Source organism: Streptomyces sp. NPDC060049, assembly GCF_042736715.1.
GTDB lineage: Bacteria > Actinomycetota > Actinomycetes > Streptomycetales > Streptomycetaceae > Streptomyces.
Genome location: NZ_JBHWVV010000004.1, coordinates 223,211 through 246,904, shown reverse-complemented (window position 1 = coordinate 246,904; position 23,694 = coordinate 223,211). Strand labels below are relative to the sequence as shown.

Sequence of the window (23,694 nt, the reverse complement as noted above, 5' to 3'; positions counted from 1 at the left end):
ACTGCTGCAACCACGATGCACCCGACCACTGACAACGGGCCCCGGCAGATGCGTCGTTGCAGGTCAGGGCGATTGTCAGTGAGGGTCCGTACGGTGGAACACATGACTGAGCAGGGGGTTCGCTGGACAGCGGAACAGGTACTGGCTCTGGCTCCTGACGATGCGTCACGCAAGGCGGGGGCCAGACTCGGCGGGGCGGGGCCGTGGTCTCAGACGGGAGGTTCCGCTTCCGGTGCGGTGTGGGGGTTGTGCAAGGGCAGCGGCAGCAAGCCGTACCGGACGGTCGTCGATCTGTCGGGGCCCGCGTACAAGTGCTCCTGCCCGAGCCGGAAGTTCCCGTGCAAGCACGCGTTGGGGCTGCTGCTGCTCTGGGCGACGGAGGGGCTCGCGGATCCGGCCGGGGCTCCGGACTGGGCGGGCGAGTGGCTGGCGGAGCGGGCGGCGAAGGCCGCCCTGCCCGCCGCCCGCTCCGCCGCCGGGCCCGCCGACGCCGAAGCCGCCCGCAGGCGTGCGGAGCGGCGGGCGGCCCGGATCGGTGCGGGTGTCACCGAGCTGGAACAGCGGCTCGCCGATCTGGTGCGCGGCGGCCTCGCCGGTCAGGAGCAGGCGGGCTATGCCGCCTGGGAGGAGACGGCCGCCCGGATGGTCGACGCCCAGGCGCCCGGACTGGCGGGGCGGGTGAGGGAGTTGGGGACGATACCCAGTTGCGGCGCCGGCTGGCCCGCCCGGATGCTGGAGGAGGCCGCGCTGCTGCACCTGCTGGACCGGGCCTGGCTCGGTGTGTCCGGACTGCCGGAGCCACTGGCCGCGACGGTCCGCAGCAGGGTGGGGCTGCCCTCGGGGGCGGAGGGCGAGGCCGTACGGGACCGCTGGCTCGTGCTGGCCCAGTACGACACGGCGTCTCCCGACGGCCGCCTCACCACCCGCCGGATATGGCTGCGCGGGCTGGCGAGCGGACGGACGGCCCTGGTCCTGGACTTCGGCCCGCCCGGGCGTCCGCCCGGGCTGGCGCTGCCCGTCGGGCTGGTCCTGGATGCGGAAGCCCGCTTCCGGCCCGGCTCGGCGGGGCTGCGGGCCGATCTGGGCGAGCGGTTCGCGGCTGCCGAGCCGTGCGGAATCGCGCCGACGGGCGTGAGCACGGGCGCGGCACTCGAGGCGTACGGCGCGGCGCTGCGCGAGGACCCCTGGCTGGAGTCCTGGCCGGTGGTGCTCGGTCCGGTGGTGCCGATACCGGGGGGACAAACGGGAGGACAAACAGGAGGACAAGCAGGGGGACAAGCGGGGGAAACGGCCTGGCAACTCGCGGACGTGGAGGGGACGTCCGCCCTGCCCGTGCCCCTGTCCGGGGCCGGGAGCCGGACCCGGACGGGACTGTGGCAGCTGGCCGCGCTCTCGGGGGGCGGGCCGGTGACGGTGTTCGGAGAGTGCGGACACCGTGGATTCACCCCGCTGACGGCCTGGCAGCCGGGCTCTTCCGAGCCGGTGCCGCTGGGCTGAGCGGGTGCGGGGGGAGTAAGCGACGGCGCGGGGGCGCCGGCGTGCGTGAACTACGAGGCCGGGGGGCTTTTGTGGACGACAACCACGCCAGTTGAGAGCAGCCGCGACCACGCGGCGGCAGGGGTCACGGGGAAACGAGCTGCTCCGGTCCCGCGGAGGGGGCGGGACCGGAGCACGGACACGAAGAGGGAGGGGACCCGATGAACACGGCCACGAGAACGGATCAGGCACGGACCGAGCAGGCCCGGACGGGTCAGGCGCAGACGGATCAGACCCCGCGGGCGGGTCAGGACCGGCCGGAGGAAGCCCTCGGGGACTGGGAGGAACTGGTCGGAGCCGCACTGCTGGGCACCGACCGGCGCCAGGGCAGCCCCGAGGCGCTGCTCGGCGCGGCTGCCGTGCAGACGGTGCGGCGCCGGGCCGGGCTGCGGCCCGCCGAAGCGGGGCCCAGGCCCGAGCCGGCGCCGCGCGATCCGCGCCCGGCCCCGCCGGAGCCGGCCCGGCGGCGGCTCGCGCAGCTGCTGGCCGGCCGGACCGGCGCGGGCAGTGGCGGGCGGCGCGGAGCGACCCCGGATCTGACGGAGCTGCTGCCCCAGTGGCTGGCCGCCGCCGGGCAGCACGGCTACCGGGCTCCGGCTTCGCTGGTCCCCGCGCTGCTGGACGCCGCGCGGGCCCGCAGCGATCTCCGCCAGCAGGCGCTGGCCCTGGCGGGGGCGCGCGGACTGTGGCTGGCCCGGCTCAATCCGGACTGGCGGTTCGCGTTGCGCGGCGGCTCCGGAGCCGCCGGCGAACTACCCGACGCGACGGACGCGGCAGGGGTGGAACGGCTGTGGCAGGAGGGGCTGTTCGCGGAGCGGGTGGCCGTGCTCGGCCTCGTCCGGGCCCACGAACCGGCGGCCGCGCCGCGGCTGCTGGCGTCGACCTGGGCCTCCGAGCGTGCCGAGGACCGGCTGATGTTCCTCGACTCACTGCGCGCGGGGCTTTCGGCGGACGACGAACCGTTCCTGGAGGCGGCGCTGGACGACCGCAGCCGCAATGTCCGGGCGACCGCCGCCGAGCTGCTGTCCTCCCTGCCGGCCTCGGCGCTGGCGGGGCGGATGGCGGAGCGGGCGCTGGCCTGCGTGGGGCCGGAGGGGGTGACACCGCCGGCCGGGTTCGACGCGGGGATGCTGCGCGACGGGGTGGTCGAGCGGCCGCCCGCAGGGCGGGGGGAACGCGCCTGGTGGCTGGGGCAGTTGGTGGAGTCCGCGCCCCTGTCGTGCTGGCCCGAACGGTTCGGGGGGCTCGGCCCGGCGCAGATCGTGGCGCTGCCGATGGCGGAGGACTGGGCGGAGGAACTGCACGCGGCGTGGTGCCGGGCCGCGGTGCGCCAACGGGACCCCGCCTGGTCGCAGGCTCTGCTCGGCCCGGCGTCCGCACCGCCTGCGGCGGGCCCGGCGACGGCGTCGCTGGCGGAGCGGGCGAAGCTCCTGTCGATCCTGGGAGAGGCGGAGCGGGCGGCCTGGGTCGCGGAGTTCGTCCGGTCCCACGGCCTGTCGGAGGCGTTCCAGCTGCTCGGGGTGTGCGTTGTGCCGTGGGCGGGGGCGCTGGGGCGGGCGGTGGTCGATGCGCTCGACTCCGCGCGCGAGGCGGGCGGCTATCCGTGGAGTTTCAGCGGGGTGATGGGCTTGGCTGAGCGCTGCCTCGACCCCGCGGAGGCCGAGCGGCTGGACGCGCTGGCGGCCGAGCCGGTCGAAGCGGGGGGTGCGGCCGCGTACTGGGCGGAGGCCTTCCAGCGGATGGTGGCCACGCTCAGGCTCCGCGCGGCGATGCACGCGGAACTGACCCCGCCGGGGCCGTAGCCCCGGACCGGCGCCTCGGCGCCGGTGTGGGTGAGAGGTCGCTCCGAGCGCCGGCGGGGCTGGTTTTCCGGCCCCGCCGGCGTTGCGGCTACAGGGGTTGACGCACGTGGCCGCGGACCCAGTCCACGATGGCCGTCGTCGTCGCGCCCGGGGTGAAGATCTCCGCGACACCCTTCTCCTTGAGCGGAGCGATGTCCGCTTCCGGGATGATGCCGCCGCCGAACACCTTGATGTCCGCCGCGTCGCGCTCCGCGAGGAGTTCCAGCACGCGCGCGAACAACGTGTTGTGCGCGCCCGAGAGGATCGAGAGGCCGATCGCGTCGGCGTCCTCCTGGATCGCGGTGTCGACGATCTGTTCCGGGGTCTGGTGGAGGCCCGTGTAGATGACCTCCATGCCCGCGTCCCGCAGGGCCCGCGCGATCACCTTGGCACCCCGGTCGTGGCCGTCGAGACCAGGCTTGGCCACCACCACACGGATCGGACCGGTCACACCCATCGCACTGCCTCCCGAGTGAACGAACGTTAAGTACAGCATCGCGCACGCCGCCGTTTCGTGGTCGGCGCCGAGGGGGAAATCACACGTGGGATGACGCGCCGCCACTCCGTGCCGACAGCCGCACGGCACGGCGTGGCCGGCCGCCACGGTCCCAAGACGCTGAGGGGGAGGCCGTCTATGGGGCTGACCGTGTCCGGGGCCTCGCTGCGCGCCGGCGTGCTGGAAGCGATCGTGCTGGGCGGGCACATCCTGATGTATCCCACCGGAGTGTTGCAGGAACGGCCGCCCACCGGAACCTCCACCACCCGCGATCGTCCGCCCGCACTGCTGCTGCACGGGTTCACCGACAACCGGTCCGTGTTCGTGCTGCTGCGCCGGGCGCTCGTGGCGGACGGCAGGCGGCAGGTGGAGACGTACAACTACTCCCCTTTCACCCGTGATCTGCGCGTCACCGCCCGCCACCTCGCCCGCCGCGTCGAGGAGCTGTGCGAGCGGACCGGCCAGGAGCGGGTGGACCTGGTGGGGCACAGCCTCGGTGGCCTGGTCGGGCGGTACTACGTCCAGCGGCTCGGCGGCGACGCCCGTGTCCGCACGCTCGTCACCCTCGGCACCCCGCATTCCGGCACCCGCGTGGCGCCCTTCATGGACGCGCACCCGCTGGTCCGGCAGATGCGGCCGGATTCCGAGGTGCTGGCCGAACTGCGCGCGCCCGCGCCCGGCTGCCGGACCCGGCACGTGGCGTTCTGGAGCGAGTTCGACGAACTGATGGACCCGACCGGGACGGCCCGTATCGAGCATCCCGACCTGCTCGCCGAAAACGTGCAGGTCACCGGCATCGGGCATCTCGCGCTACCCGCGCATCCCACCGTCATCGCCGCGGTCCGGCGCGCACTCGACGGGCCGCGCCCGAGCGCCCTGCCCCACCCCGGGGCGGCGTCCGTCGCCTGACCGGAAGTCGGGGCAAAGCCCCCATCACTCGAACACATTTCGAACTCAAGGCCAAGGGTGGGTCTTTGGGCGACCGAAAGGCGGCCGAATGCCCGGTTCCGGCAATACGGAGCCTCGTCGAAGATTGTCGTTGCCAGTAACCGCCGGGTACAGTCACGCCACTGCTCTCCTCCGAGGACCTCATCCCCCTCGGCCACCCAGGCCCCCCGCTGCCGAGGCGAAAGAGAAGTTGGTGAACGACCGCCCCTCGTCGGGCCAGTACCCGGATCTCGGGTATGACGGCCTTTCCACCACCACTTTCGCCGGCGATTCAGGGCATGTGTCCTATGAATCGCAGGGCCAGGGCTACAACTACGCTGCTGCCTACGGTTCTTACGACACCGGTTCCCACGACACCGGCGGGTACGACACCACGGCCTGGAACACCCCGCAGGGCAGCTACCCCCAGCAGTTCACCGACGGCTACGACGGCTACCTGTCGACCGTCCCCGCCCAGAGCGGCGGCGCCCTCACGGACCACCAGGCGCACTACGCGCCCACGGAGCACCACACCGGCGCCTTCGGCTACGACACCTCGGCGGAGCAGACCGGCCACTGGACGGTCCCGGGTTACGGCACCGAGACCGGCGCCTACGACGCCACCGCCTGGAACACCGCCTCCGAGCAGACCTACGCGTACACGGGCTACGAGCAGCAGGCCCAGCCGCAGGTCCACGCGCAGGAGCAGTCCCGGGAACACTTCCAGGAGCACACGCAGAGCGCGGCGGAGCCCCAGGAACAGCAGTACGCCTACGAGTACGGCTACGCGTACGAGCCGTACGCCGAGACCGCGGCCCCCGAACCGGCTCCTACTCCGGCCGCGGCCTACACCGAGACCGCCGTCTTCGAGGTCGTCACCCACGACGAGGCGTTCGACGACACGGCCGAGGACACCGGTGACGACGCCCCGGTGCACGACCTCCCCACCCAGGCCATGCCCGTCACCGCCCCCGCGCCGTCCGAGCCGCGCGCCTCGCGCCGCGCCGGCTCCAAGTCGGCCGCCGACAAGCCCGCCGGCAAGTCGGCCGCCGCCAGGGCGGGTGGCAGCAGCCGCCGCCGCACCCCGGCCAAGCGTTCCGCCCTTCTGACCGTGGCCGTGCCCTCGGCCTGCGTGATGGGTGTCGCCGGTGTCGCCGCCGCCTCCGTCGGCGGGCTCACCGGTGTGGAGAAGGCGTCCGAGGACACGACCACGCTGGCCGCCCCCGACCTGGCCTCCATCAAGCCGGTCGCGGCGAACAGCAAGCTCGACACGCAGCTCACCGCCCTCAGCGCCGACGCCGGCGACTTCGCGGACCGCGCGAGCCGCACCCAGGAGCGCATCGACCTGCGCCTTCGCCAGGACGAGGAAAAGAAGAAGAAGGCGGAGGAGGAGGCGGCCAGGGAAGCGGCCCGCCCCAAGTTCGCCCTCCCCGTCACGCGGCACGGCCTCAGCGCCGGCTACGGCCAGGCGGGCGTCAACTGGATGTCCGTGCACACGGGCATCGACTTCCCGGTGGGCATGGGGACTTCGGTCATGGCCGCCACCGACGGCACCGTGCGCAGCAAGTGGAACAGCGCCTACGGCAACATGGTGATAGTCACGGCTCCCGACGGCACCGAGACCTGGTACTGCCACCTCAGCAGCGCCAAGATCAGGTCCGGCAAGGTCAAGGCCGGCGACGTGATCGCGTACTCCGGCGACTCGGGCAACTCCACCGGGGCGCACCTCCACTTCGAGGTCCGGCCCGGCGGCGGGGGCCCGGTCGACCCCCAGGCGTGGCTGCGCAGCCACGGCCTCGACCCGGCCTGAGCGCTCGACTCACGGGCTGACCGGCCGACCGGCCGGGGTCCACCCGCAGCCCGGCCGCCCGCCTGCCCCGCCCGCCCGCCGTCAGAGCTTCTGCACCGGCGCGTACCGCAGCAGCAGCCGCTTCGGCTTCTCGTCCCCGAAGTCGATGGTGGCCTGCGCGTCCGCGCCCGCGCCCCTGACCTCCATGACCGTGCCCAGCCCGAACTGGTCGTGCGTGACCCGGTCCCCGACGACCAGCGCGATGACCGGCTTGTCGGAGGCCCGGCGCGTCGCGAACCCGGACGGGCCCGACTTCGTGCGCGACGAGGACAGGAACGACTCCGGCGAGGTCCCGAACGAGGCCTTCGACCCGCCCGAGCCGGAGGACCCGTACCCCGAGCCCGAGCTCCGCATCGGGCCCGCGGGCTTCTGCGCCGCGCCCGTCCGCTTCCACTGCAGGTACTCGGCGGGGATCTCCTCGAGGAACCGCGACGGCGGGTTGTAGGAGGGGGTGCCCCACGCGCTGCGCATCGAGGAGCGCGTCAGGTACAGCCGCTCGCGCGCCCGTGTGATGCCGACGTAGGCGAGGCGGCGCTCCTCCTCCAGCTCCTTGGTCTGGCCCAGTGCCCGCATGTGGGGGAAGACCCCGTCCTCCATGCCGGTCAGGAAGACGACGGGGAACTCGAGGCCCTTGGCGGTGTGCAGGGTCATGAGGGTGATGACGCCGTTGCCGTCGGTGTCCTCGTCCGGGATCTGGTCGGAGTCGGCGACCAGCGCGACCTGCTCCAGGAACTCGGACAGGGTGCCGGGGCCGACCGGCGGGGCGCCGCTCGAAGCGGCCTCCGCCGCCGCCGCTTCCCGCGCCTGCTCGAATTCGAGCGCCACGGCGGCCAGCTCCTGCAGGTTCTCGATCCGCGTCTCGTCCTGCGGATCGGTCGACGCCTGGAGTTCGGCGAGGTAGCCCGTACGCTCCAGGACCGCTTCCAGGACCACCGCCGGGCCCGCGCCCGAGTCGACGATCGTGCGCAGCTCCTCCATCAGAACGTTGAAGCGCTTGACGGCGTTGGTCGAGCGGGCGGCCATGCCGAAGGCCTCGTCGACCCGGCGCAGCGCCTGCGGGAAGGTGATCTTCTCGCGGGTCGCGAGCGCGTCGATCATCGCTTCGGCCCGCTCGCCGATGCCGCGCTTGGGCACGTTCAGGATCCGGCGGAGCGGGACGTTGTCCTCGGGGTTCGCCAGGACGCGCAGGTACGCGAGGACGTCGCGGACCTCCTTGCGCTCGTAGAACCGGACGCCGCCGACGACCTTGTAGGGCAGTCCGACACGGATGAAGATCTCCTCGAACACGCGGGACTGCGCGTTCGTCCGGTAGAAGATCGCGACGTCGCCGGCCTTCGCGTCGCCGGCGTCGGTCAGCCGGTCGATCTCGTCGGCGATGAACTGCGCCTCGTCGTGCTCGGTGTCCGCGACGTAGCCGGTGATGACGGCGCCGCTGCCGGCCTCGGTCCACAGGTTCTTCGCGCGGCGGTTCTCGTTGCGCTCGATGACCGCGTTGGCGGCGGACAGGATCGTCTGCGTGGAGCGGTAGTTCTGCTCCAGCAGGATCGTCGTGGCGTCCGCGTAGTCCTCCTCGAACTGGAGGATGTTGCGGATGGTCGCGCCGCGGAAGGCGTAGATCGACTGGTCGGCGTCACCCACGACGCACAGCTCGGCGGGCGGCAGGTCCGGGTAGCCGGTGCCGACCAGCTCGCGCACGAGCGTGTACTGCGCGTGGTTGGTGTCCTGGTACTCGTCGACCAGCACGTGCCGGAAGCGGCGCCGGTAGTGCTCGGCGACCTCCGGGAACGCCTGGAGCAGGTGGACCGTGGTCATGATGATGTCGTCGAAGTCGAGCGCGTTGGCCTCGCGCAGCCGCCCCTGGTACATCGCGTACGCCTGGGCGAGGGTCTTCTCGAAACCGTCGACGGCCTGACCCGCGAAGGCGTCCTCGTCGATCAGCTCGTTCTTCAGGTTCGAGATCTTGGCGCTGAAGGCCTTCGGCGGGAACTTCTTCGGGTCCAGGTCCAGGTCGCGGCAGACGAGCGCCATCAGGCGCTTCGAGTCGGCCGCGTCGTAGATCGAGAACGACGAGGTGAAACCGAGCCGCTTGGACTCGCGGCGCAGGATGCGCACGCACGCGCTGTGGAAGGTGGAGACCCACATGGCGTTCGCGCGCGGGCCGACCAGGCCCTCGACGCGCTCCTTCATCTCGCCGGCGGCCTTGTTGGTGAAGGTGATCGCCAGGATCTGGCCGGGGTGGACCCCCCGCGCGCCCAGCAAGTGGCCGATCCGGTGCGTCAGCACGCGGGTCTTGCCGGATCCGGCGCCGGCCACGATGAGCAGCGGTGATCCCGCGTGCACCACGGCGGCGCGCTGCTCCGCGTTCAGCCCTTCCAGGAGGGCCGCCGGGTCGATGACGGGCCTGGGGGCCCCGTCCCGGTAGTACGCGTCCCCGCTCATGGGCACGTCGAACCGGCCCCCGAAGAGATCGTCCGCGCCCGACTCGGGGGCGGTGTGATCCTCGGGCGGCGGCGGGACCTCCTCGGAGGGGGAGGGGTCGGCCAGGAAGCTGTCGTCAAAGAGGCTGCTCATCGCCTTCCGAGTCTAGGGGGCCGAACCGACAGCCGGTCCCGGCCCCGGAGAATTCGGTGGCACGGGCCGGGACTGGTCCTCCCCGCCAGGCCTCCGACCAGCCCGTTCACGGGAGCGTCCGGCCCGGGTGAGCCGGCGGAAGGCCACCGCCTAGGCTCGTCGCATGAACGTACTGATCAACGTCTTCGTCGGCCTGCACATCATCGGGATCGCCTCGCTGCTCGGCGGCTTCCTGACCCAGATGAAGGCGATGGCCGCCGGCACGGCCCGCTTCGTTCCGGCGATGCTGCACGGTGCGCTGACCATGCTGGTGACCGGTGTACTGCTGGTCGGTTTCCGTGAGATGGACGGCGATGCGGTCAACAACATCAAGATCGGCGTGAAGCTCGCGATCCTCTTCGTGATCCTGGCGCTCGTCTACGTCAAGCGTGACGAGGAGCGGGTGGACAAGGCCCTGTTCGGGGCGGTCGGCGGACTCACGGTGATCAATATCTTCATCGCCGTTCTCTGGCACTGACACCGGGCGACCATCGGGCGACCACCGCCCTGTCAGCTCCGGTCACGTCCGGCCACTTGCGGTCATCTCGTCATCTTCCCGTTACCTCCGGGTCTAGCGTCCTCCTCCTAGCACCGACAGAGGAAGGACGTGAGGCCCTCGTGGCCAGTCATCGAAAGCCCAGGCAGCGCCCGTTCGCCGGCACCGCCGCACGGAGCACCGTGCGCACCACGGCCGCCACCCTCGCCCTCGCGGGCGCTGCCACCGCCACCGCGCTCGAAGGAACCTCCCACGCCGACCCCCGGCAGACGCCCTCGCAGGTCAAGGCGGATGTGGACCGGCTCTACGAAGAGGCCGAGGCCGCGACCGAGCGGTACAACGGGGCCAAGGAGAAGGCGGACGACGCACAGCGCGCGCTCGCCGGACTCCAGGACGAGACCGCCCGCAAGACGGATCAGCTCAACTCCGCCCGCGGCACCCTCGGTTCGCTGGCCGCGACCCAGTACCGCAACGGGACCCTCGGTGCCGCCGTGCAGCTGGCGATGGCCGACGACCCGCAGGAGTACCTGGACCGGGCCGCCCTCATCAGCCGCGCCGGAAACCGCAACGCCGCCGAGATCTCCACCGTGCGCCGCAAGCTCGACGAGGTCTCGGACCTCGAGGAGGAGGCCGCCGGACGCCTCGCCGACCTGCGCGCCCGGCAGGGCGAGCTCGCCGGCCACAAGGCCGAGATCGAGGAGAAGCTGACCGCCGCCCAGCGGCTGCTGGCCAAGCTCACCGCCGAGGAGCGCGCGGCCTACGAGGCCGGCTCCGCCGCCACGCGCACGCCGAACCCGCCGCCCTCCGACGGCTCGCGCGCGGCCCGTGCGGTCGCGTTCGCCCACGGGGCGATCGGCAAGCCGTACGTGTGGGGGGCGACGGGACCTGGTTCCTTCGACTGCTCGGGGCTGACCCAGGCGGCATGGCGCGCCGCCGGAGTGTCGCTGCCGCGCACCACGTACACCCAGATCAACACCGGACAGCGCATCTCCCGCGACCAGCTGGCCCCCGGTGACCTGGTGTTCTTCTACTCCGGGATCTCCCACGTCGGCCTGTACATCGGCAACGGCCAGATGATCCACGCTCCGCGTCCCGGCTCGACGGTCCGCCTCGCCCCGGTGGACTCGATGCCGTGGGCGGGCGCTTCGCGACCGGCGTAGCCCCGAACGGCCGCTCCAGCCGCAGCCGCGACCGGGCACTACCGGTGGAGCCGCGACCGGACCCGACCGGCCGCCACCGGACGTCGAGGGCCGCTGCGGGCCGTGCCTACGGCGCCTTGACCGTCTTGCTCAGCCAGTCGAAGGTCTGCGGCAGCTGCTTCGACCAGCTGTCGAGGTTGTGGCCTCCGGTCACCTTCTCCGCGTGCACCACGGTCGGGCTCTGCGCGAGCGCCTTGAGGTCCGTGCCGGACAGGTAGCCGTCCTGCTCGGCCCCCGACATCCACAGCGAGACCGCCGGCGGTGCGGGCGCGGCCTTGAGCAGGTTCTTCAGGTTGTGGGTGCGGCGCAGCTCCGGGTCCTGCGCGACCAGGGAGGAGGGCTCCTGCCCCGGGTCGTTGTAGCCGGACAGCGAGACGGCCGCGCTGTAGCGGTCGGGGTGGTTGATCGCCAGCTTGGCGGCGCAGTACGCCCCGGCCGAATACCCGGCCACGCCCCACGTGCGGGCCTCCTGCGAGACGCGGAAGTTGTCGGCGACCATCTTGCGGACGTCGACGCTGAACCAGCTGTCGGCGTTGACCTTGCCGGGGATGTTGGCGCAGCCGGTGTCGGCGTTGCCGAGCAGCATGGCGCGCGGCGAGACCAGGATGAACGGCTGCACCTTGCCGCTCTTCATGAGCGGCTCCAGGATCTCGTGCGCCTTCAGCCCCTGAAACCAGGACTTGCCCGTCCCCGGTATCCCGGGGATCAGCTCGACCACGGGGAACTTCTTGTCCTTGAAGGCCGGGTCGTCGTACTGGGGCGGCAGCCACACCAGGACGTCGCCCTTGACGCCGGAGACCTTGCCGTCGAGCTCGGTCTTCTTGACCCGGCCGCCGAGCCCCTCGACCGGCTGGAAGTCCTGGACCACCTTCGGCGCGGCCTTGACCTCCGCCGCCTTCTTGCCGCCGAGCCCGTCGGGGCCCAGATCCGGGGCGGCGGTGACGTACGAGCCGGTGCCGAGCAGATCGCCCCACGAGGCATAGAAGTTCATGTCGCGGTTGACCGCGACGAACACCAGCGCGACGGCCGTGACCTGGGCGAAGACCATCATCGCGGTGCGGGTGGCGACGCGCACGGCGGCGGGGCCGCGCACCTTGCTCCACACGGCCAGCGGCAGGAGGACGGCGCACGCCGTCAGGGCGATCACCGTCGCGAAGAGGGGGGTCCCCGTCAAACTCATCACGGACGGTAGAGGGGTCCGCGGCGCGCTCGGGTTCCCGGTACCCACTGCGGTGTGGATCACAGGGGGACGAGGCCCGAGATCCACTCCCGGGCGACGGGGCCCGATCCACTCCCGCGCGCCACCGGGAGCGGATCATCCCGGCTGTCCGGCGTCCGGCGTCCGCCGGGCCCCGTCCCTTCCCCGGTCAGACCAGCCGGCGGGCCGTCGCCCAGCGGGTGAGCTCGTGCCGGTTCGACAGCTGCAGCTTCCTCAGGACCGCCGAGACGTGCGATTCCACGGTCTTCACGGAGATGAAGAGCTGCTTGGCGATCTCCTTGTAGGCGTATCCGCGTGCGATCAGCCGCAGCACCTCGCGCTCGCGCTGGGTGAGGCGGTCGAGGTCCTCATCGACCGGCGGGGCGTCCGTCGAGGCGAAGGCGTCGAGCACGAAGCCCGCCAGCCGCGGCGAGAACACCGCGTCCCCGTCCTGGACCCGGAAGACCGAATCCACCAGGTCGGTGCCGGTGATCGTCTTGGTGACGTAGCCGCGCGCGCCGCCCCGGATGACACCGATGACGTCCTCGGCGGCGTCCGACACCGACAGGGCCAGGAACCGCACCGGGTCCTCCGCGGCCGCCATCAGAGGCGCGCACCGGCGCAGTACCTCCACGCCGCCACCGCCGGGCAGGTGCACGTCGAGCAGCACCACCTCGGGGCGGGTCGCGGTGATGACGGTGACGGCCTGGTCCACGTCGGCCGCCTCCCCTACGACCTCGACCCCGGTCCGGATGGTCTCGCCGATCTCGGCCTGGACGCCCGTGCGGAACATGCGGTGGTCGTCGACGAGCACCACCCGGACCCGCCTCGTCACCTCTGCGGTGCTCGCGTTGTCGCCGGTGCTCGCGTTGTCCTCGGTCATGCTGCCTTCGCCGCCCTCTCCATCTCCAGCTCGACTTCCGTGCCGCCGTCGGGCGCGGACCGCAGCCGCGCGGTCCCGCCGTTGCGCTGCATCCGGCCGATGATCGATTCTCGTACGCCCATCCGGTCGTCCGGTACCGCGTCCATGTCGAAGCCCGGTCCGCGGTCCCGTACGGACACGAACACCGTCTGGCCGTCGACCTCCGCGAACACCTGGACGGGACCGCCGTCGCCACCGTACTTGGCTGCGTTGACCATCGCCTCGCGCGCGGCCTGCATCTGTGCCGCCAGCTTGTCGTCGAGGGGGCAGTCGCCGACGACGACCACCTCGATCGGTACCCCGTGGTGGTCCTCGACCTCGGCGGCGGTCTTCTTCACCGCCTCGGCCAGCGTGCTCGGTTCCTCGGCCTCGTCCTTGCCCGTGCCCTCGGGCTTGTACAGCCAGTTGCGCAGCTCCCGCTCCTGGGCCCGCGCGAGGCGGCGCACCTCTCCCGGGTCCTCGGCGTTGCGCTGGATCAGGGTGAGGGTGTGCAGCACGGAGTCGTGGACGTGGGCGGCGACCTCGGCGCGCTCCTGGGCGCGGATGCGCATCAGGCGCTCCTCGGAGAGGTCCTGGGTCATCCGGATCAGCCAGGGACCGGCGAGGAGGGCGACGCCGACGAGGACGGCGAGGGTGGCCGTCATGACGTTGCCCAGTTGCGCGGCGGAACCGCGGACGACGATGAAGACGGTCAGGCCCACGCCGACCAGGGCGACGCCCGCGAGGGCCCGGGCGGTCTGCAGCAGTCGCGCGTGCCGGCCGGCGGCGGCGTTCCAGTGGGCGCGGCGGGCGTTGTCGGCCTGGCGCCATACGAGGACCACACCGGCCCCGACCAGCAGCAGCGGCCACACGTACCGGCCGGAGGCGCCGCCGACCTGGACCTTGGAGATGAAGATCCCGGCGCCGACGCACAGCGCGATCAGCGCGGTGATCTGGCCCCGCTCGGGCTTGCGCAGCCGCCGGGTGCCGTCGGGGAGGGTGTCGAAGAAGGAGCGGTGGCCGCTGCGGCCGCCGACACCGAGCGGCACGAAGACCCAGAACGCGGCGTAGAGCAGCACGCCGAGGCCGTCGCCCCACATGAACAGTCCGAGGAAGACGAGCCGGACCCAGACGACGGGCAGCCCGAGGTGCCCGGCGAGGCCTCGCGCGACGCCGCCGAGCATCCGGCCGTCGGCGCTGCGGTAGAGCTTGCGCGGCGGCGTCTCGTCGGAGTCCGGTGCGTACGGCGGACGGGGGGCGGTTGCTACGGGCATGTCACCGATGGTCACACGCGCGCGGTGCCCGCGACATCAGGGCAGCCCCCCACTTCTCTCCGGGGGATATCAGGGTTGTCCCAGGGTGGATCCGGATGCCCGGCCCGTCGGCGGACCGTCACCATGTACGCATGACCGAAGTACACGACTCCCCTCCGCCGGACGCCGGGGCCGGCGCGGGCGCCGCAGGCGGCCCGCCGTCCGCCGAGCGCCCTCCCCCGCGCCTGCGCCGCTCCAAGCGCGACAAGGTGCTCGCGGGCGTGTGCGGCGGCCTCGGCCGGTACTTCCACCTCGACCCGGTGATCTTCCGGATCGTGCTCGGCGTCCTCGCGGTCACGGGCGGGGTCGGTCTGATCTTCTACGGATTCGCGTGGCTGCTGCTGCCCCAGGAGGGCGAGGAGGACAGCGAGGCGAAGAAGCTGCTGACGGGGCGGGTCGAGGGCGCGACGCTGGCGGCGGTGTTCGCCGCACTGGTGGGCTGCGCACTGTTCCTGTCGATGCTGGACAACGGCGGGCTGGCGCTCTTCTCCGTGCTGGCCGCCCTGGCGCTGGCCGGCGGGGCGTACTGGTCGCAGCGCCACCGGCACACCGGCGCCCAGGCGCCGCAGGACAAGGCCGCCGGGGGCGCGGAGTTCGTCTGGCCGGAGGCCACGCGCACCGGCCACCGGGTCGTGCACAGTCCTGCGCCGCCCGAGACCCAGGCGCCGCCCACGCCCGGCGGGCCGTCCTGGTGGCGGGACCCGCTGGTCAAGGACGGCACCACGGGACCGGTCGGCTCGACCGGATATCTGTGGGGTCCGGCCGATCCGGCCCCGGACGACCTCGGCGGACCGGCGCGGGCCCCCGCAGGGGAGCGCGTCCGGCCGGCGCCGCGCGGCGGCGTCGGCGGCCGGGTGTTCGCGCTGGCACTGCTGGCCGGGGTCGTCGGCGCCGCCTCCGTCTGGGAGGGCAGCACCTTGAGCCACGCGCTGCAGGTCGCCCTGGCCGGCGCCCTCGTGGTCTTCGGCCTGGGTCTGGCGGTCAGCTCGGTCAAGGGCCGCACGGGCTTCGGCACCGTGCTCCTCGCGGTGATCACGGCCGGGCTGCTGGCCGGGGCGGTGGCCCTGCCCAAGGAGATCGGCACCGACTGGCGCGACGTGAACTGGCGGCCGGCCTCGGTCGACGCCGTGGCGCCCCGGTACGAGGCGGGGACCGGGCTCGCCACCTTGGACCTGAGCCACCTGGACGTGCCCAAGGGCGCCACCGTGCCCGTCCGGGCCTCCATCGAGGCGGGCCGGCTCCGGGTGATCCTGCCGCGAGAGGTCACCGGGCAGGTGGAGGCGACCGTGAGGTTGGGTGACATCCAGATGCCCGGCGAGGCCGATGGCGCGATACGCGTCAAGCACGACGGCGAGACCCGGCGGGAGACGCTGACGCCCACCCCGGGCACCGAGGCGGGCGGGACGATCGAGCTGCACCTCAACGCGGGTGTGGGACAGGTGGAGGTGGCCCGTGCGGCGTCATGAGTTCCAGCCGGGACGGCTGATCGCGGGCCTGGTCCTGATGGCGGCGGGCGTGCTCTATCTGCTCGGCGCGGCCGGAGAGGCAGACCCGCCCTGGTTCCTCGTCCTCCTGATGACCCTGGGCGGGCTCGCGTTCGCCTCCGTGGTCGGCCTGGTGACCTATGCCGTGCGCCGCGACCGGCGCGAGCGGATCAGCGAGTCCAGCGACAGGTAGGGCGCCCCGGCGAGGATCAGCGGGGTCCAGGCCATGAGGTAGGCCAGGTCGTTGCCGTAGTAGTACGGGGTCACCGCCCAGGACACCGTGAGCCACAGGCTGAGCGAGATCAGCGCCCCGCCGACGGCCGCGATCCGGGTCAGGAAGCCGGCGAGGACACCCAGGCCGACCAGGAGTTCCCCGATGGCCAGGGCGACGGCGAAGCCGACGGGCGCCTTGAGCGCCAGGTCCACCAGGGCCGGGATGGCCGAGGTGTCGCGCACCCCGCGCATCAGCTCGCCGATGGAGCCGTCGCCGGTGGCGGAGAGGAACGCGGAGTCGGTCAGCTTGTCGAGACCCGCGTAGACGAAGGTCACGCCGAGGAAGATCCGCAGGGGCAGGAGAGCGTGGCGGGCGGCGCCTGCGCGCAGGCCCACGGCTTCGTCGGCGCGGGCGCCGGAGGGGACGTCAGTTCGGGTCACGCGACATGTGTACCCAATTCACTCGGCCACGTCGATGGTGCAGCGGTTGGATTCCACTCCGGCGGCGGTGACCACTTGGACCTCGATGCGCCCCGGTTCCACTTCGGCGGGCACCGGCACGGTCAGCACCGCGTCGGAGGGGTTGGTGAAACCTCCCGCCACCGGGACCAGCGGCACGTGCACGTGCACCGCACCGACCCGGACCACGAGGCGCGCCAGCATCTCCGGCGTCTGCGCGCCCGGCGGCACGAAACCCACGCCCCGGATCTCGATGTCGTCCCCCGGGCGGATCGCCGCGTCCAGGTCCCCGGGCTCGCGTCTGCGCACCACCGACAGCACCAGGGGGCGGCTGCCCTCGGCGTACTTCGCCGCCAGGTACACGGCCGCCGACAGGGCAACCAGCAGCGCCAGGGCCCACGGCAGCTGCGGCAGCCGGTCCGGGAAGCGGGCCAGCGACACCGCCGCGTAGGCCAGGACCACCGTGGAGACGAGCACGTACTGGGCGTCCGGGAAGGAGCCCCGGCCCGCGTCGTCCGTCAGCAGGTCGGCCCCGGCCGGCCGGTCCGCCGGCAGCTTCTGCAGCCGCTGCCCCATGATCCGTACGGAGACCACGCGGCGCACCAGCACCGCCACCGCCGAGGTCAGGGCGAGCACCGCCAGCAGCGGCAGCGCCCGGTCGAGCGCGAAGCCCGCGTACAGGGCTTGGCGCTCCGGCCCGGGTGAGGAGGCCGCGAGCCGCAGCGCGGGCAGCAGCGTCGCGAACGCGGTGAGGACGAGCCAGGCACTGGGCACCACCTTGGAGGTGGACAGCCGGTTGTCCTCGCCGACCAGCGGGGCCAGCAGCCCGCCCCGGACGGTCTGCGCGCGCGCCGCCACCGTCAGCAGGGCGGCCAGCGTGAGCACGGCCAGCAGCCCTGCCGTGCGCGCAGTGGACCAACCGGTGCCGAGCGCGGTACCGACCTGGACCAGCAGCAGCACTCCGGCGGCGATCCACACGGCGAGCACGGCCCGCCGCGAGAGCAGGTACAGCCAGGAGTGCCCGGCCTCCCTGCCCCGGTCGGCGACCGTGCGCGCGGACAGGGTCAGCTCGTCGGACACCCACTGCCGGGACGCCCCGGCGGAGCGGGCGACGGCGGCGGGCAGCCCCTGCCCGGCGGCGAACTCGTCGCGCTTCTCCAGGAACGCGGCGACCGCGCGCCGGTGCCCTTCGCGCGCCCCGTGCGGGCAGTCCTCGCAGGTGCAGCTGCCGCCATGGGTGGGTCGGGAGATCTCTTGGACCGCCACGAACATGCCGCCTCTCTGAACTACGGTGCAATGCCAGCGAATTGTGCACCACTGCGGCAGTGCTCCGGATTGCGCACGATGTCAGAGCAGGTGATTAACCGTTCATGATGTTGACGCCACCCGTTCCAGCAGCGGCTGGCAGTTCACCCAGGCCGCCAGGTCGGTACCGAACCGCTCCCGCGTGGCGACCGCGCCGTGGTGGCTGATGAGCACCGCTTTCCCGGCCGCCCGCGCGATCAGCTGCACCTGCGCGGCCCGCTCCGCCGCGATGAACCACCAGGTCGCGGCGTCCACGGAGTCGCCGACGGTCAGCAGCCCTTGGTTGCGCAGGACCAGCGCCTTGTACGGGCCCAGCGCGCCCGCGATCCGCGCGGCGTCCTCGGCGCCCGCGTACTCGTCGAGCAGCGCGTGGTCCTCGTAAAAGGCGCAGGCCTCCTGGGTGACCGGGGCGATCAGTTCGCCGAGCGCGGCGAGCGCCCGGCCGTACGGGGCCTGCGTGCGGACGACGGCCACCACCTCCGGCCGGGCCCGGTGGACGGCGGCGTGCACGGCGAAGGCCAGCTGGTTGACCCGGCGCTCCCCGTGGCGGACCCGCCCCTCCCCGTCGACCAGCAGCAGGTCGCCGGGGCCGACCGAGCCGAAGGCCCGGCCGAAGGGGTTGACCCAGTAGCAGTCCTCGAACTCCGGGTCCCGGGCGCTGACGTGCCCGCCCACCCCGTCCTCGAAGCCGAGCCGCCCCAGGAGCCGCAGCGCCCCGGCGAGCCGCTCCTTGCGGTGCGCCCGCTCCTCTCCGGCCGTGGCGAACGCGGGCGGCATCTCGAATCCCAGACGCTCGACGGGCACGGGCCCGGGCGGAGCGCCGGGTGCGGGCGGGGCCCCGGGTGCGAGTCCGGGTGCGGGTGCGGGTGCGACGACCCCCTCGCCTGCGCGTGCGGGTTGCTCGGCCATGGCCCCTCCTTCAAGGTCGCGGCGCAAGGTACCGGCGAGCGGGCGAAGAGACCATACGTACGGCCGGACACGCGGCGAGGCCGCCGCTCCCTGGTGGGGAACGGCGGCCTCGTCACCTACTGCGTACGGGGTGGGACTACTCCCACTCGATGGTGCCCGGCGGCTTGCTCGTGCAGTCCAGGACCACGCGGTTGACGTCCGGCACCTCGTTGGTGATGCGGGTGGAGATCCGCGCCAGGACCTCGTACGGCATGCGCGTCCAGTCCGCGGTCATCGCGTCCTCGGAGGAGACGGGGCGCAGCACGATCGGGTGGCCGTAGGTGCGGCCGTCGCCCTGGACGCCGACGCTGCGGACGTCCGCGAGCAGGACGACCGGGCACTGCCAGATCTCGCGGTCCAGGCCGGCCGCGGTGAGCTCGTGGCGGGCGATGGCGTCGGCCTCGCGGAGCAGGTCCAGGCGCTCCTTGGTGACCTCGCCGACGATGCGGATGCCGAGGCCCGGGCCCGGGAAGGGCTGGCGCTGGACGATCTCGTCGGGCAGGCCGAGCTCCTGGCCGACCATCCGGACCTCGTCCTTGAACAGCTGGCGCAGCGGCTCGACGAGCTCGAACTCGATGTCGTCGGGGAGGCCGCCCACGTTGTGGTGGGACTTGATGTTCGCGGTGCCGGTGCCGCCGCCGGACTCGACGACGTCCGGGTACAGGGTGCCCTGGACGAGGAAGGCCACGTCCGCGCCGCCCTCGGCGATGATCTCGGCCTGCGCCTGCTCGAAGACGCGGATGAACTCGCGGCCGATGATCTTGCGCTTGGTCTCCGGGTCGGAGACGCCGGCCAGCGCGTTCAGGAAGCGCTCCTGGGCGTCGACGACCTTCAGCTGGACGCCGGTGGCCGCGACGAAGTCCTTCTCGACCTGCTCGGTCTCGCCCTTGCGCATCAGGCCGTGGTCGACGTAGACGCAGGTGAGCTGCGAGCCGATGGCCTTCTGTACGAGCGCTGCGGCGACCGCGGAGTCCACGCCGCCGGAGAGGCCGCAGATGGCGCGCTTGTCGCCGACCTGCTCGCGGATGGCCGCGACCTGCTCCTCGACGATGTTGCCGGTGGTCCAGGTGGGCCGCAGGCCGGCGCCGCGGTAGAGGAAGTGCTCCAGGATCTGCTGGCCGTGCGTGGAGTGCATCACCTCGGGGTGGTACTGCACGCCGTACAGCTTCTTCTCGTCGTTCTCGAAGGCCGCGACCGGTACGACGTTGGTCGAAGCGGTGACGGTGAAGCCTTCGGGCGCCGCGGAGCAGGCGTCCCCGTGGGACATCCACACCGACTGGTTCTCGGGGGTGCCCTCGAAGAGGGTGGAGCCGGCCTTGGAGACGGCCAGCGGGGTGCGGCCGTACTCGCGGGCGCCGGTGTTGTCGACGGTACCGCCGAGGGTCGTCGCCATCAGCTGGAAGCCGTAGCACATGCCGAAGACGGGGACCCCGGCCTCGAAGATGCCGCCGTCGAGCTGGGGGGCGCCTTCCTCGTACACGGAGGACGGGCCGCCGGAGAGGATGATCGCCTTGGGGTTCTTGGCCAGCATCTCGGCCAGGGGCATCGTGCTGGGCACGATCTCGGAGTAGACCCGTGCCTCGCGGACGCGGCGGGCGATGAGCTGGGCGTACTGGGCGCCGAAGTCGACGACGAGAACCGTGTCCGGGGCGCTGTCGTGGGCGGCGGAGGGTGCTTCTGGCACGGGACGGCCTTCCGGCGGAAGAGGTGGCTGTTTTGTCGATTCTAACGGGGGACATACACCCCTCTTCGTCTCACCATCCGAATCGACTTGGCCCTGAGCGGGACAGAGCGCAATAATCCGTTCCGTGCGCAAGCAGCTGAGCTTCCTCTTTACCTATGGCACCGGCCGGTCCGGTCGCCATGGGTCATCGTGACGCTCGCTTGAGCCACTGACTTCCCAGAGCGCCCCGGTCCGACAGGACCGGGGCGCTCTGGCGTTCCTCCGGACCTGCGGGCCCCACCCGACAGGAGACCGACCATGACCACGACCACCCCCGAGCAGCTGATCGCCGACTCCCGCGAGCGGATCGACGCCCTCGACGACCGCATCATCGGCCTGATCCAGGAGCGGATGGCCGTCTCGGCCGTCATCCAGGAGGCCCGGATCGGTTCGGGCGGGCGCCGCGTGCACCTGTCACGGGAGATGGAGGTCCTGAGCCACTGGAGCGACGCCCTCGGCAAGCCCGGCACCTCGCTCGCCATGACCCTGCTGGAGCTGTGCCGGGGCCGGGTGTGAGGCCCGTGACGCCTGTTCGTCACCCGTCCGGACCGTGACCGCCCCCGGGGCCCTTCGTTGATGCGGATGTCCGCGCCAGCCAGGCGCGGGACCGCATCACCACGCGTGGCTCCGCTGGAGCGATGAGGCGTGCGCCCCGTGGAGCGCGCGTCGTGGGACCTCGCTCCCGCGCGTGACCGGACGGCAGGGGACAGCAGCCCGGTCACCGAAGGAGACGGCCGGCCCGGGGGACGCCCCGGGCCGGCCGTTCTTCTGTCGCTTGTAGCGTCACGCGCGCCCGGTGACCCTGCGGCGGAACACCAGGAACACGGCGCCACCGGCGGCGACGAGTGCCGCGCCGCCGATCAGGAGCGGCCCGGCGGTGGTGCCGGCGCCGGCGAGGCCGCCCTTGGGCGTGGCACCGCTACCCACCCCGTTGCTCCTGTCCGGCGTGGCCGACGGGGGTGCGGAGCCGACCTGGTCGCGCAGAAGTAGCGCGGGGCACCCCGGGATCAGCTTCGCCTTGAGGCGGCCTGCTCCATCACCAGGTCGGGGCCCCCGACCTTGACCTTGGTGGTGGCGGGCTTGAAGGTGGCGCCGTCCGCCCGGCCGGTCATCGTCAGGCCGACGGCCGTACCGACCTTGCTGTCCTTGGCGGCGGCGAGGTCCAGGGACACGATGTTCTCGCCGTGCGCCCAGATCCCCCACTGCTTGCAGGAGTGCGCTTTCACATGCCACCTCGACCATCGGACACGCCCCTGGTTGCGGGCTTCACTACGTGACGCAGGCCACAGACCGGTCTCTCGGATTCCGGTACAACCATCAGGGCGGAACGCCTGTCACTTATGTACCGCGGCGGGTACGGCGCTCGGAGGGGGAGCGCCGTACCCGCCGCGCTCATTCGGCCGGTTCCGTCGTGCGCGGCGGAACCGGCGGTACCGCCAGGAACGGCAGCCGCAGCGCCCCGAAGGCCTCCTTCGGAACGGCCGGGCGGGTCGGCTCCACGGCTTCCAGGCGGACGTAGGCCGCGCCCTGTTGCGGCCTCGGATCGCTCTCGCCGTTGTTCGGCCAGTAGGACATCGCCCGCTCCGCCTGCGCCGTGATCGTCAGCGACGGGTTGACCCCGAGGTTCGCGGAGACGGCCGAGCCGTCCACCACCGAGATGCCCGGGTGCCCGTAGAGCCGGTGGTACGGGTCGACCACGCCCTCCTCGGGTGAGGCGCCGATGGCGCAGCCGCCGAGGAAGTGGGCCGTCAGCGGGGTCCCCATCAGCTCGCCGACGTTGCTGCCCGGAAATCCGTTGATCTCCCGCGCGAGCAGCGTCGCCGCCCGGGTGGCCTCGGCGATCTGCACCGGATTGGGCGCGCCGTGGCCCTGGCGGGCGGTGAGCAGGCCCTTCCCTATGCCGCCGGGCTTGCGGTAGGTGGTCAGGGAGTTGTCGAGGGACTGCATGACCAGGCCGATGATGGTCCGCTCCGACCAGCGCCGGTTGGACAGCGAGCGCAGCAACTGCACCGGGTGCCTGGCGGTCCGCCCGAACCAGGCCCGGACCCGGTGCTTCGCATAGGGCACCTGGAGGATCGTCATGAATCCCATCGCGTTCGACCCCTTGCCGTAGCGCACCGGCTCGATGTGCGTGTCGGCGTTCGGGTGAACGGAGGAGGTGATGGCGACGCCCCGGGTGAAGTCGGCCCGCCGGTCCTTCCCGTGCCGCTTGCGGTAGCGGCGGTCGTCGGTCTGCGCCCCTACGAGGCCTTCGGAGTTGGTCCGGGTCAGGTCGCCGAGCCGGTCCGACAGGCGGGGCAGCTCGCCGAGGTCCTTCATCGTGTGCAGCAGGGTCTGGGTGCCGTAGGTGCCCGCCGCGACGACGACGTAGCGGGCGCGCAGCACCTTGGCCTTGCCCCGGCGGCGGCCGTCGGTGGGGACCGTCCGGACGCGGTAGCCGCCACCGGGGTGCTCGGAGAGGGCGGTGACGGTGGTCATGGGGTGGATGACGGCGCCGGCGCGCTCCGCGAGGTGCAGGTAGTTCTCGTTCAGTGTGTTCTTCGCGCCGTGCCGGCAGCCGGTCATGCACTCGCCGCACTCGGTGCAGGCCTTGCGGGCGGGGCCGGCGCCGCCGAAGTACGGGTCGGCGACCTCGTCCCCGGGACGGACCTTCGGCTGCCCACCGGCATCGTCGCCGTCTCCGAAGAAGACGCCGACCGGGGCCATGTGGAAGGAGTCCGCGACGCCCATCTGCGCGGCAGCGGCCTTGAGGTGCACGTCGGAGGGGGTCATCGTCGGGTTGAGGCGCACCCCCAGCATCCGCTTGGCCTGGTCGTAGTACGGGGCGAGCTCGCCCTGCCAGTCCGTGATGGACGCCCACTGCCGGTCCTCGAAGAAGGCGGTGGGCGGCACGTAGAGGGTGTTGGCGTAGTTGAGCGAGCCGCCGCCCACCCCGGCGCCCGCGAGGACCATCACGTTGCCGAGGAGGTGGATCCGCTGGATCCCGTACAGCCCGAGCGCCGGCGCCCACAGGTAGTTGCGCAGGTCCCAGCTGTTCTTCGGCAGGGTCTCGCGGGTGAAGCGGCGCCCCGCCTCCAGGACGCCGACCCGGTACCCCTTCTCGGTGAGCCGCAGTGCCGAGACCGACCCCCCGAAACCCGATCCGATGACGATGACGTCGTAGTCGTAGTTGCTGTCGTTGTCGTACGACACTGCG

21 protein-coding genes are annotated in these 23,694 nt (G+C 72.5%); 9 read left to right on the top strand and 12 right to left on the bottom strand.

Annotated elements, in window-relative coordinates:
• Positions 1-102: 102 nt before the first annotated feature.
• On the top strand, positions 103-1,497 hold the full coding sequence (locus tag ACFWBY_RS08865) for an SWIM zinc finger family protein (protein WP_385340915.1): 1,395 nt from the start codon (positions 103-105) through the stop codon (positions 1,495-1,497).
• 200 nt (positions 1,498-1,697) lie between these two features.
• Entirely contained in the window at positions 1,698-3,338 is a 1,641-nt protein-coding gene (locus ACFWBY_RS08860) for a DUF5691 domain-containing protein (protein WP_385409639.1), read from the top strand.
• Positions 3,339-3,426: 88 nt separating this feature from the next.
• Here ACFWBY_RS08860 and ACFWBY_RS08855 read toward each other — a convergent pair whose 3' ends face one another.
• On the bottom strand, positions 3,427-3,834 hold the full coding sequence (locus ACFWBY_RS08855) for a cobalamin B12-binding domain-containing protein (protein ID WP_385343320.1): 408 nt from the start codon (positions 3,832-3,834) through the stop codon (positions 3,427-3,429).
• A gap of 177 nt (positions 3,835-4,011) precedes the next feature.
• Here ACFWBY_RS08855 and ACFWBY_RS08850 point away from each other — a divergent pair, with 177 nt between their 5' ends.
• Positions 4,012-4,782, top strand: coding sequence for an esterase/lipase family protein (locus ACFWBY_RS08850; RefSeq protein ID WP_385343317.1), 771 nt, complete (start codon positions 4,012-4,014; stop codon positions 4,780-4,782).
• Positions 4,783-4,870: 88 nt separating this feature from the next.
• Positions 4,871-6,610: a peptidoglycan DD-metalloendopeptidase family protein gene (locus ACFWBY_RS08845; protein WP_385343314.1), complete on the top strand. Its 1,740-nt coding sequence runs from the start codon at positions 4,871-4,873 to the stop codon at positions 6,608-6,610.
• Positions 6,611-6,691: 81 nt separating this feature from the next.
• On the opposite strand, the gene pcrA is transcribed toward ACFWBY_RS08845, so the two are convergent.
• Positions 6,692-9,220 (bottom strand): DNA helicase PcrA, encoded by a 2,529-nt coding sequence (gene pcrA, locus ACFWBY_RS08840; protein WP_385343311.1) that lies wholly within the window; start codon positions 9,218-9,220, stop codon positions 6,692-6,694.
• A gap of 163 nt (positions 9,221-9,383) precedes the next feature.
• On the opposite strand from pcrA, the gene ACFWBY_RS08835 reads away from it, so the two are divergent.
• Together ACFWBY_RS08835 and ACFWBY_RS08830 are read left to right on the top strand one after the other, a co-directional pair.
• Positions 9,384-9,737 (top strand): hypothetical protein, encoded by a 354-nt coding sequence (locus ACFWBY_RS08835; protein ID WP_385343308.1) that lies wholly within the window; start codon positions 9,384-9,386, stop codon positions 9,735-9,737.
• Between the two features lie 140 nt (positions 9,738-9,877).
• Positions 9,878-10,915 (top strand): NlpC/P60 family protein, encoded by a 1,038-nt coding sequence (locus ACFWBY_RS08830; RefSeq protein ID WP_385343305.1) that lies wholly within the window; start codon positions 9,878-9,880, stop codon positions 10,913-10,915.
• Positions 10,916-11,021: 106 nt separating this feature from the next.
• Here ACFWBY_RS08830 and ACFWBY_RS08825 read toward each other — a convergent pair whose 3' ends face one another.
• From ACFWBY_RS08825 to ACFWBY_RS08815, 3 genes are all read right to left on the bottom strand, one after another.
• On the bottom strand, positions 11,022-12,134 hold the full coding sequence (locus ACFWBY_RS08825; protein WP_385343303.1) for an alpha/beta hydrolase: 1,113 nt from the start codon (positions 12,132-12,134) through the stop codon (positions 11,022-11,024).
• A gap of 187 nt (positions 12,135-12,321) precedes the next feature.
• Positions 12,322-13,035, bottom strand: a complete 714-nt coding sequence (locus ACFWBY_RS08820) for a LuxR C-terminal-related transcriptional regulator (RefSeq protein ID WP_385343300.1) — start codon at positions 13,033-13,035, stop codon at positions 12,322-12,324.
• Positions 13,032-14,327: a PspC domain-containing protein gene (locus ACFWBY_RS08815; RefSeq protein WP_385343297.1), complete on the bottom strand. Its 1,296-nt coding sequence runs from the start codon at positions 14,325-14,327 to the stop codon at positions 13,032-13,034. Before ACFWBY_RS08815 ends, ACFWBY_RS08820 begins: the two co-directional genes overlap by 4 nt.
• Before the next feature lie 131 nt (positions 14,328-14,458).
• On the opposite strand from ACFWBY_RS08815, the gene ACFWBY_RS08810 reads away from it, so the two are divergent.
• The gene (locus ACFWBY_RS08810) at positions 14,459-15,832 is read left to right on the top strand and encodes a PspC domain-containing protein (RefSeq protein WP_385343295.1); all 1,374 of its coding nucleotides are present in this window, start codon (positions 14,459-14,461) and stop codon (positions 15,830-15,832) included.
• Positions 15,819-16,043, top strand: coding sequence for a hypothetical protein (locus ACFWBY_RS08805; RefSeq protein WP_385343292.1), 225 nt, complete (start codon positions 15,819-15,821; stop codon positions 16,041-16,043). The genes ACFWBY_RS08810 and ACFWBY_RS08805 overlap by 14 nt, the downstream gene beginning before the upstream one ends.
• Here ACFWBY_RS08805 and ACFWBY_RS08800 read toward each other — a convergent pair.
• The 4 genes from ACFWBY_RS08800 to guaA all read right to left on the bottom strand — a co-directional run bounded on the left by ACFWBY_RS08800 (position 15,989) and on the right by guaA (position 20,459).
• Positions 15,989-16,504, bottom strand: a complete 516-nt coding sequence (locus ACFWBY_RS08800) for a DoxX family protein (RefSeq protein WP_385343290.1) — start codon at positions 16,502-16,504, stop codon at positions 15,989-15,991. The two genes, ACFWBY_RS08805 and ACFWBY_RS08800, sit on opposite strands and share 55 nt — an antisense overlap.
• A gap of 18 nt (positions 16,505-16,522) precedes the next feature.
• Positions 16,523-17,794 (bottom strand): hypothetical protein, encoded by a 1,272-nt coding sequence (locus ACFWBY_RS08795; RefSeq protein ID WP_385343287.1) that lies wholly within the window; start codon positions 17,792-17,794, stop codon positions 16,523-16,525.
• A gap of 96 nt (positions 17,795-17,890) precedes the next feature.
• Positions 17,891-18,604 carry a class II aldolase/adducin family protein gene (locus ACFWBY_RS08790; RefSeq protein WP_385343325.1) on the bottom strand — a complete coding sequence of 238 codons (714 nt, stop codon included), beginning with the start codon at positions 18,602-18,604 and terminating at the stop codon, positions 17,891-17,893.
• A 268-nt stretch (positions 18,605-18,872) separates the two neighbouring features.
• A complete protein-coding gene (gene guaA, locus ACFWBY_RS08785) occupies positions 18,873-20,459 on the bottom strand; it encodes a glutamine-hydrolyzing GMP synthase (RefSeq protein WP_385343284.1) in 1,587 nt (528 codons plus the stop codon).
• 297 nt (positions 20,460-20,756) lie between these two features.
• On the opposite strand from guaA, the gene ACFWBY_RS08780 reads away from it, so the two are divergent.
• Entirely contained in the window at positions 20,757-21,014 is a 258-nt protein-coding gene (locus ACFWBY_RS08780) for a chorismate mutase (RefSeq protein WP_385343281.1), read from the top strand.
• Between the two features lie 267 nt (positions 21,015-21,281).
• Here the strand turns inward: ACFWBY_RS08780 and ACFWBY_RS08775 are convergent, their stop codons facing one another.
• The 3 genes from ACFWBY_RS08775 to ACFWBY_RS08765 all read right to left on the bottom strand — a co-directional run bounded on the left by ACFWBY_RS08775 (position 21,282) and on the right by ACFWBY_RS08765 (position 23,690).
• Complete coding sequence (locus ACFWBY_RS08775) at positions 21,282-21,425, bottom strand: hypothetical protein (protein WP_385343279.1); 144 nt, start codon at positions 21,423-21,425, stop codon at positions 21,282-21,284.
• Positions 21,426-21,505: 80 nt separating this feature from the next.
• Positions 21,506-21,724 carry a hypothetical protein gene (locus ACFWBY_RS08770; RefSeq protein ID WP_385343276.1) on the bottom strand — a complete coding sequence of 73 codons (219 nt, stop codon included), beginning with the start codon at positions 21,722-21,724 and terminating at the stop codon, positions 21,506-21,508.
• 166 nt (positions 21,725-21,890) lie between these two features.
• The gene (locus ACFWBY_RS08765) at positions 21,891-23,690 is read right to left on the bottom strand and encodes a GMC oxidoreductase (RefSeq protein ID WP_385343273.1); all 1,800 of its coding nucleotides are present in this window, start codon (positions 23,688-23,690) and stop codon (positions 21,891-21,893) included.
• Positions 23,691-23,694 lie beyond the last annotated feature (4 nt).

Excerpts from the sequence above, each read along its gene's own strand:
- pcrA (WP_385343311.1), bottom strand. The coding sequence starts at position 9,220 with ATGAGCAGCCTCTTTGACGACAGCTTCCTGGCCGACCCCTCCCCCTCC.
- ACFWBY_RS08825 (WP_385343303.1), bottom strand. The coding sequence starts at position 12,134 with ATGAGTTTGACGGGGACCCCCCTCTTCGCGACGGTGATCGCCCTGACG.
- ACFWBY_RS08820 (WP_385343300.1), bottom strand. The coding sequence starts at position 13,035 with ATGACCGAGGACAACGCGAGCACCGGCGACAACGCGAGCACCGCAGAG.
- ACFWBY_RS08815 (WP_385343297.1), bottom strand. The coding sequence starts at position 14,327 with ATGCCCGTAGCAACCGCCCCCCGTCCGCCGTACGCACCGGACTCCGAC.
- ACFWBY_RS08865 (WP_385340915.1), top strand. The coding sequence starts at position 103 with ATGACTGAGCAGGGGGTTCGCTGGACAGCGGAACAGGTACTGGCTCTG.
- ACFWBY_RS08850 (WP_385343317.1), top strand. The coding sequence starts at position 4,012 with ATGGGGCTGACCGTGTCCGGGGCCTCGCTGCGCGCCGGCGTGCTGGAA.
- ACFWBY_RS08845 (WP_385343314.1), top strand. The coding sequence starts at position 4,871 with ATGCCCGGTTCCGGCAATACGGAGCCTCGTCGAAGATTGTCGTTGCCA.
- ACFWBY_RS08780 (WP_385343281.1), top strand. The coding sequence starts at position 20,757 with ATGACCACGACCACCCCCGAGCAGCTGATCGCCGACTCCCGCGAGCGG.
- ACFWBY_RS08835 (WP_385343308.1), top strand. The coding sequence starts at position 9,384 with ATGAACGTACTGATCAACGTCTTCGTCGGCCTGCACATCATCGGGATC.
- ACFWBY_RS08860 (WP_385409639.1), top strand. The coding sequence starts at position 1,698 with ATGAACACGGCCACGAGAACGGATCAGGCACGGACCGAGCAGGCCCGG.
- ACFWBY_RS08795 (WP_385343287.1), bottom strand. The coding sequence starts at position 17,794 with ATGTTCGTGGCGGTCCAAGAGATCTCCCGACCCACCCATGGCGGCAGC.
- ACFWBY_RS08810 (WP_385343295.1), top strand. The coding sequence starts at position 14,459 with ATGACCGAAGTACACGACTCCCCTCCGCCGGACGCCGGGGCCGGCGCG.
- ACFWBY_RS08855 (WP_385343320.1), bottom strand. The coding sequence starts at position 3,834 with ATGGGTGTGACCGGTCCGATCCGTGTGGTGGTGGCCAAGCCTGGTCTC.
- ACFWBY_RS08790 (WP_385343325.1), bottom strand. The coding sequence starts at position 18,604 with ATGCCGCCCGCGTTCGCCACGGCCGGAGAGGAGCGGGCGCACCGCAAG.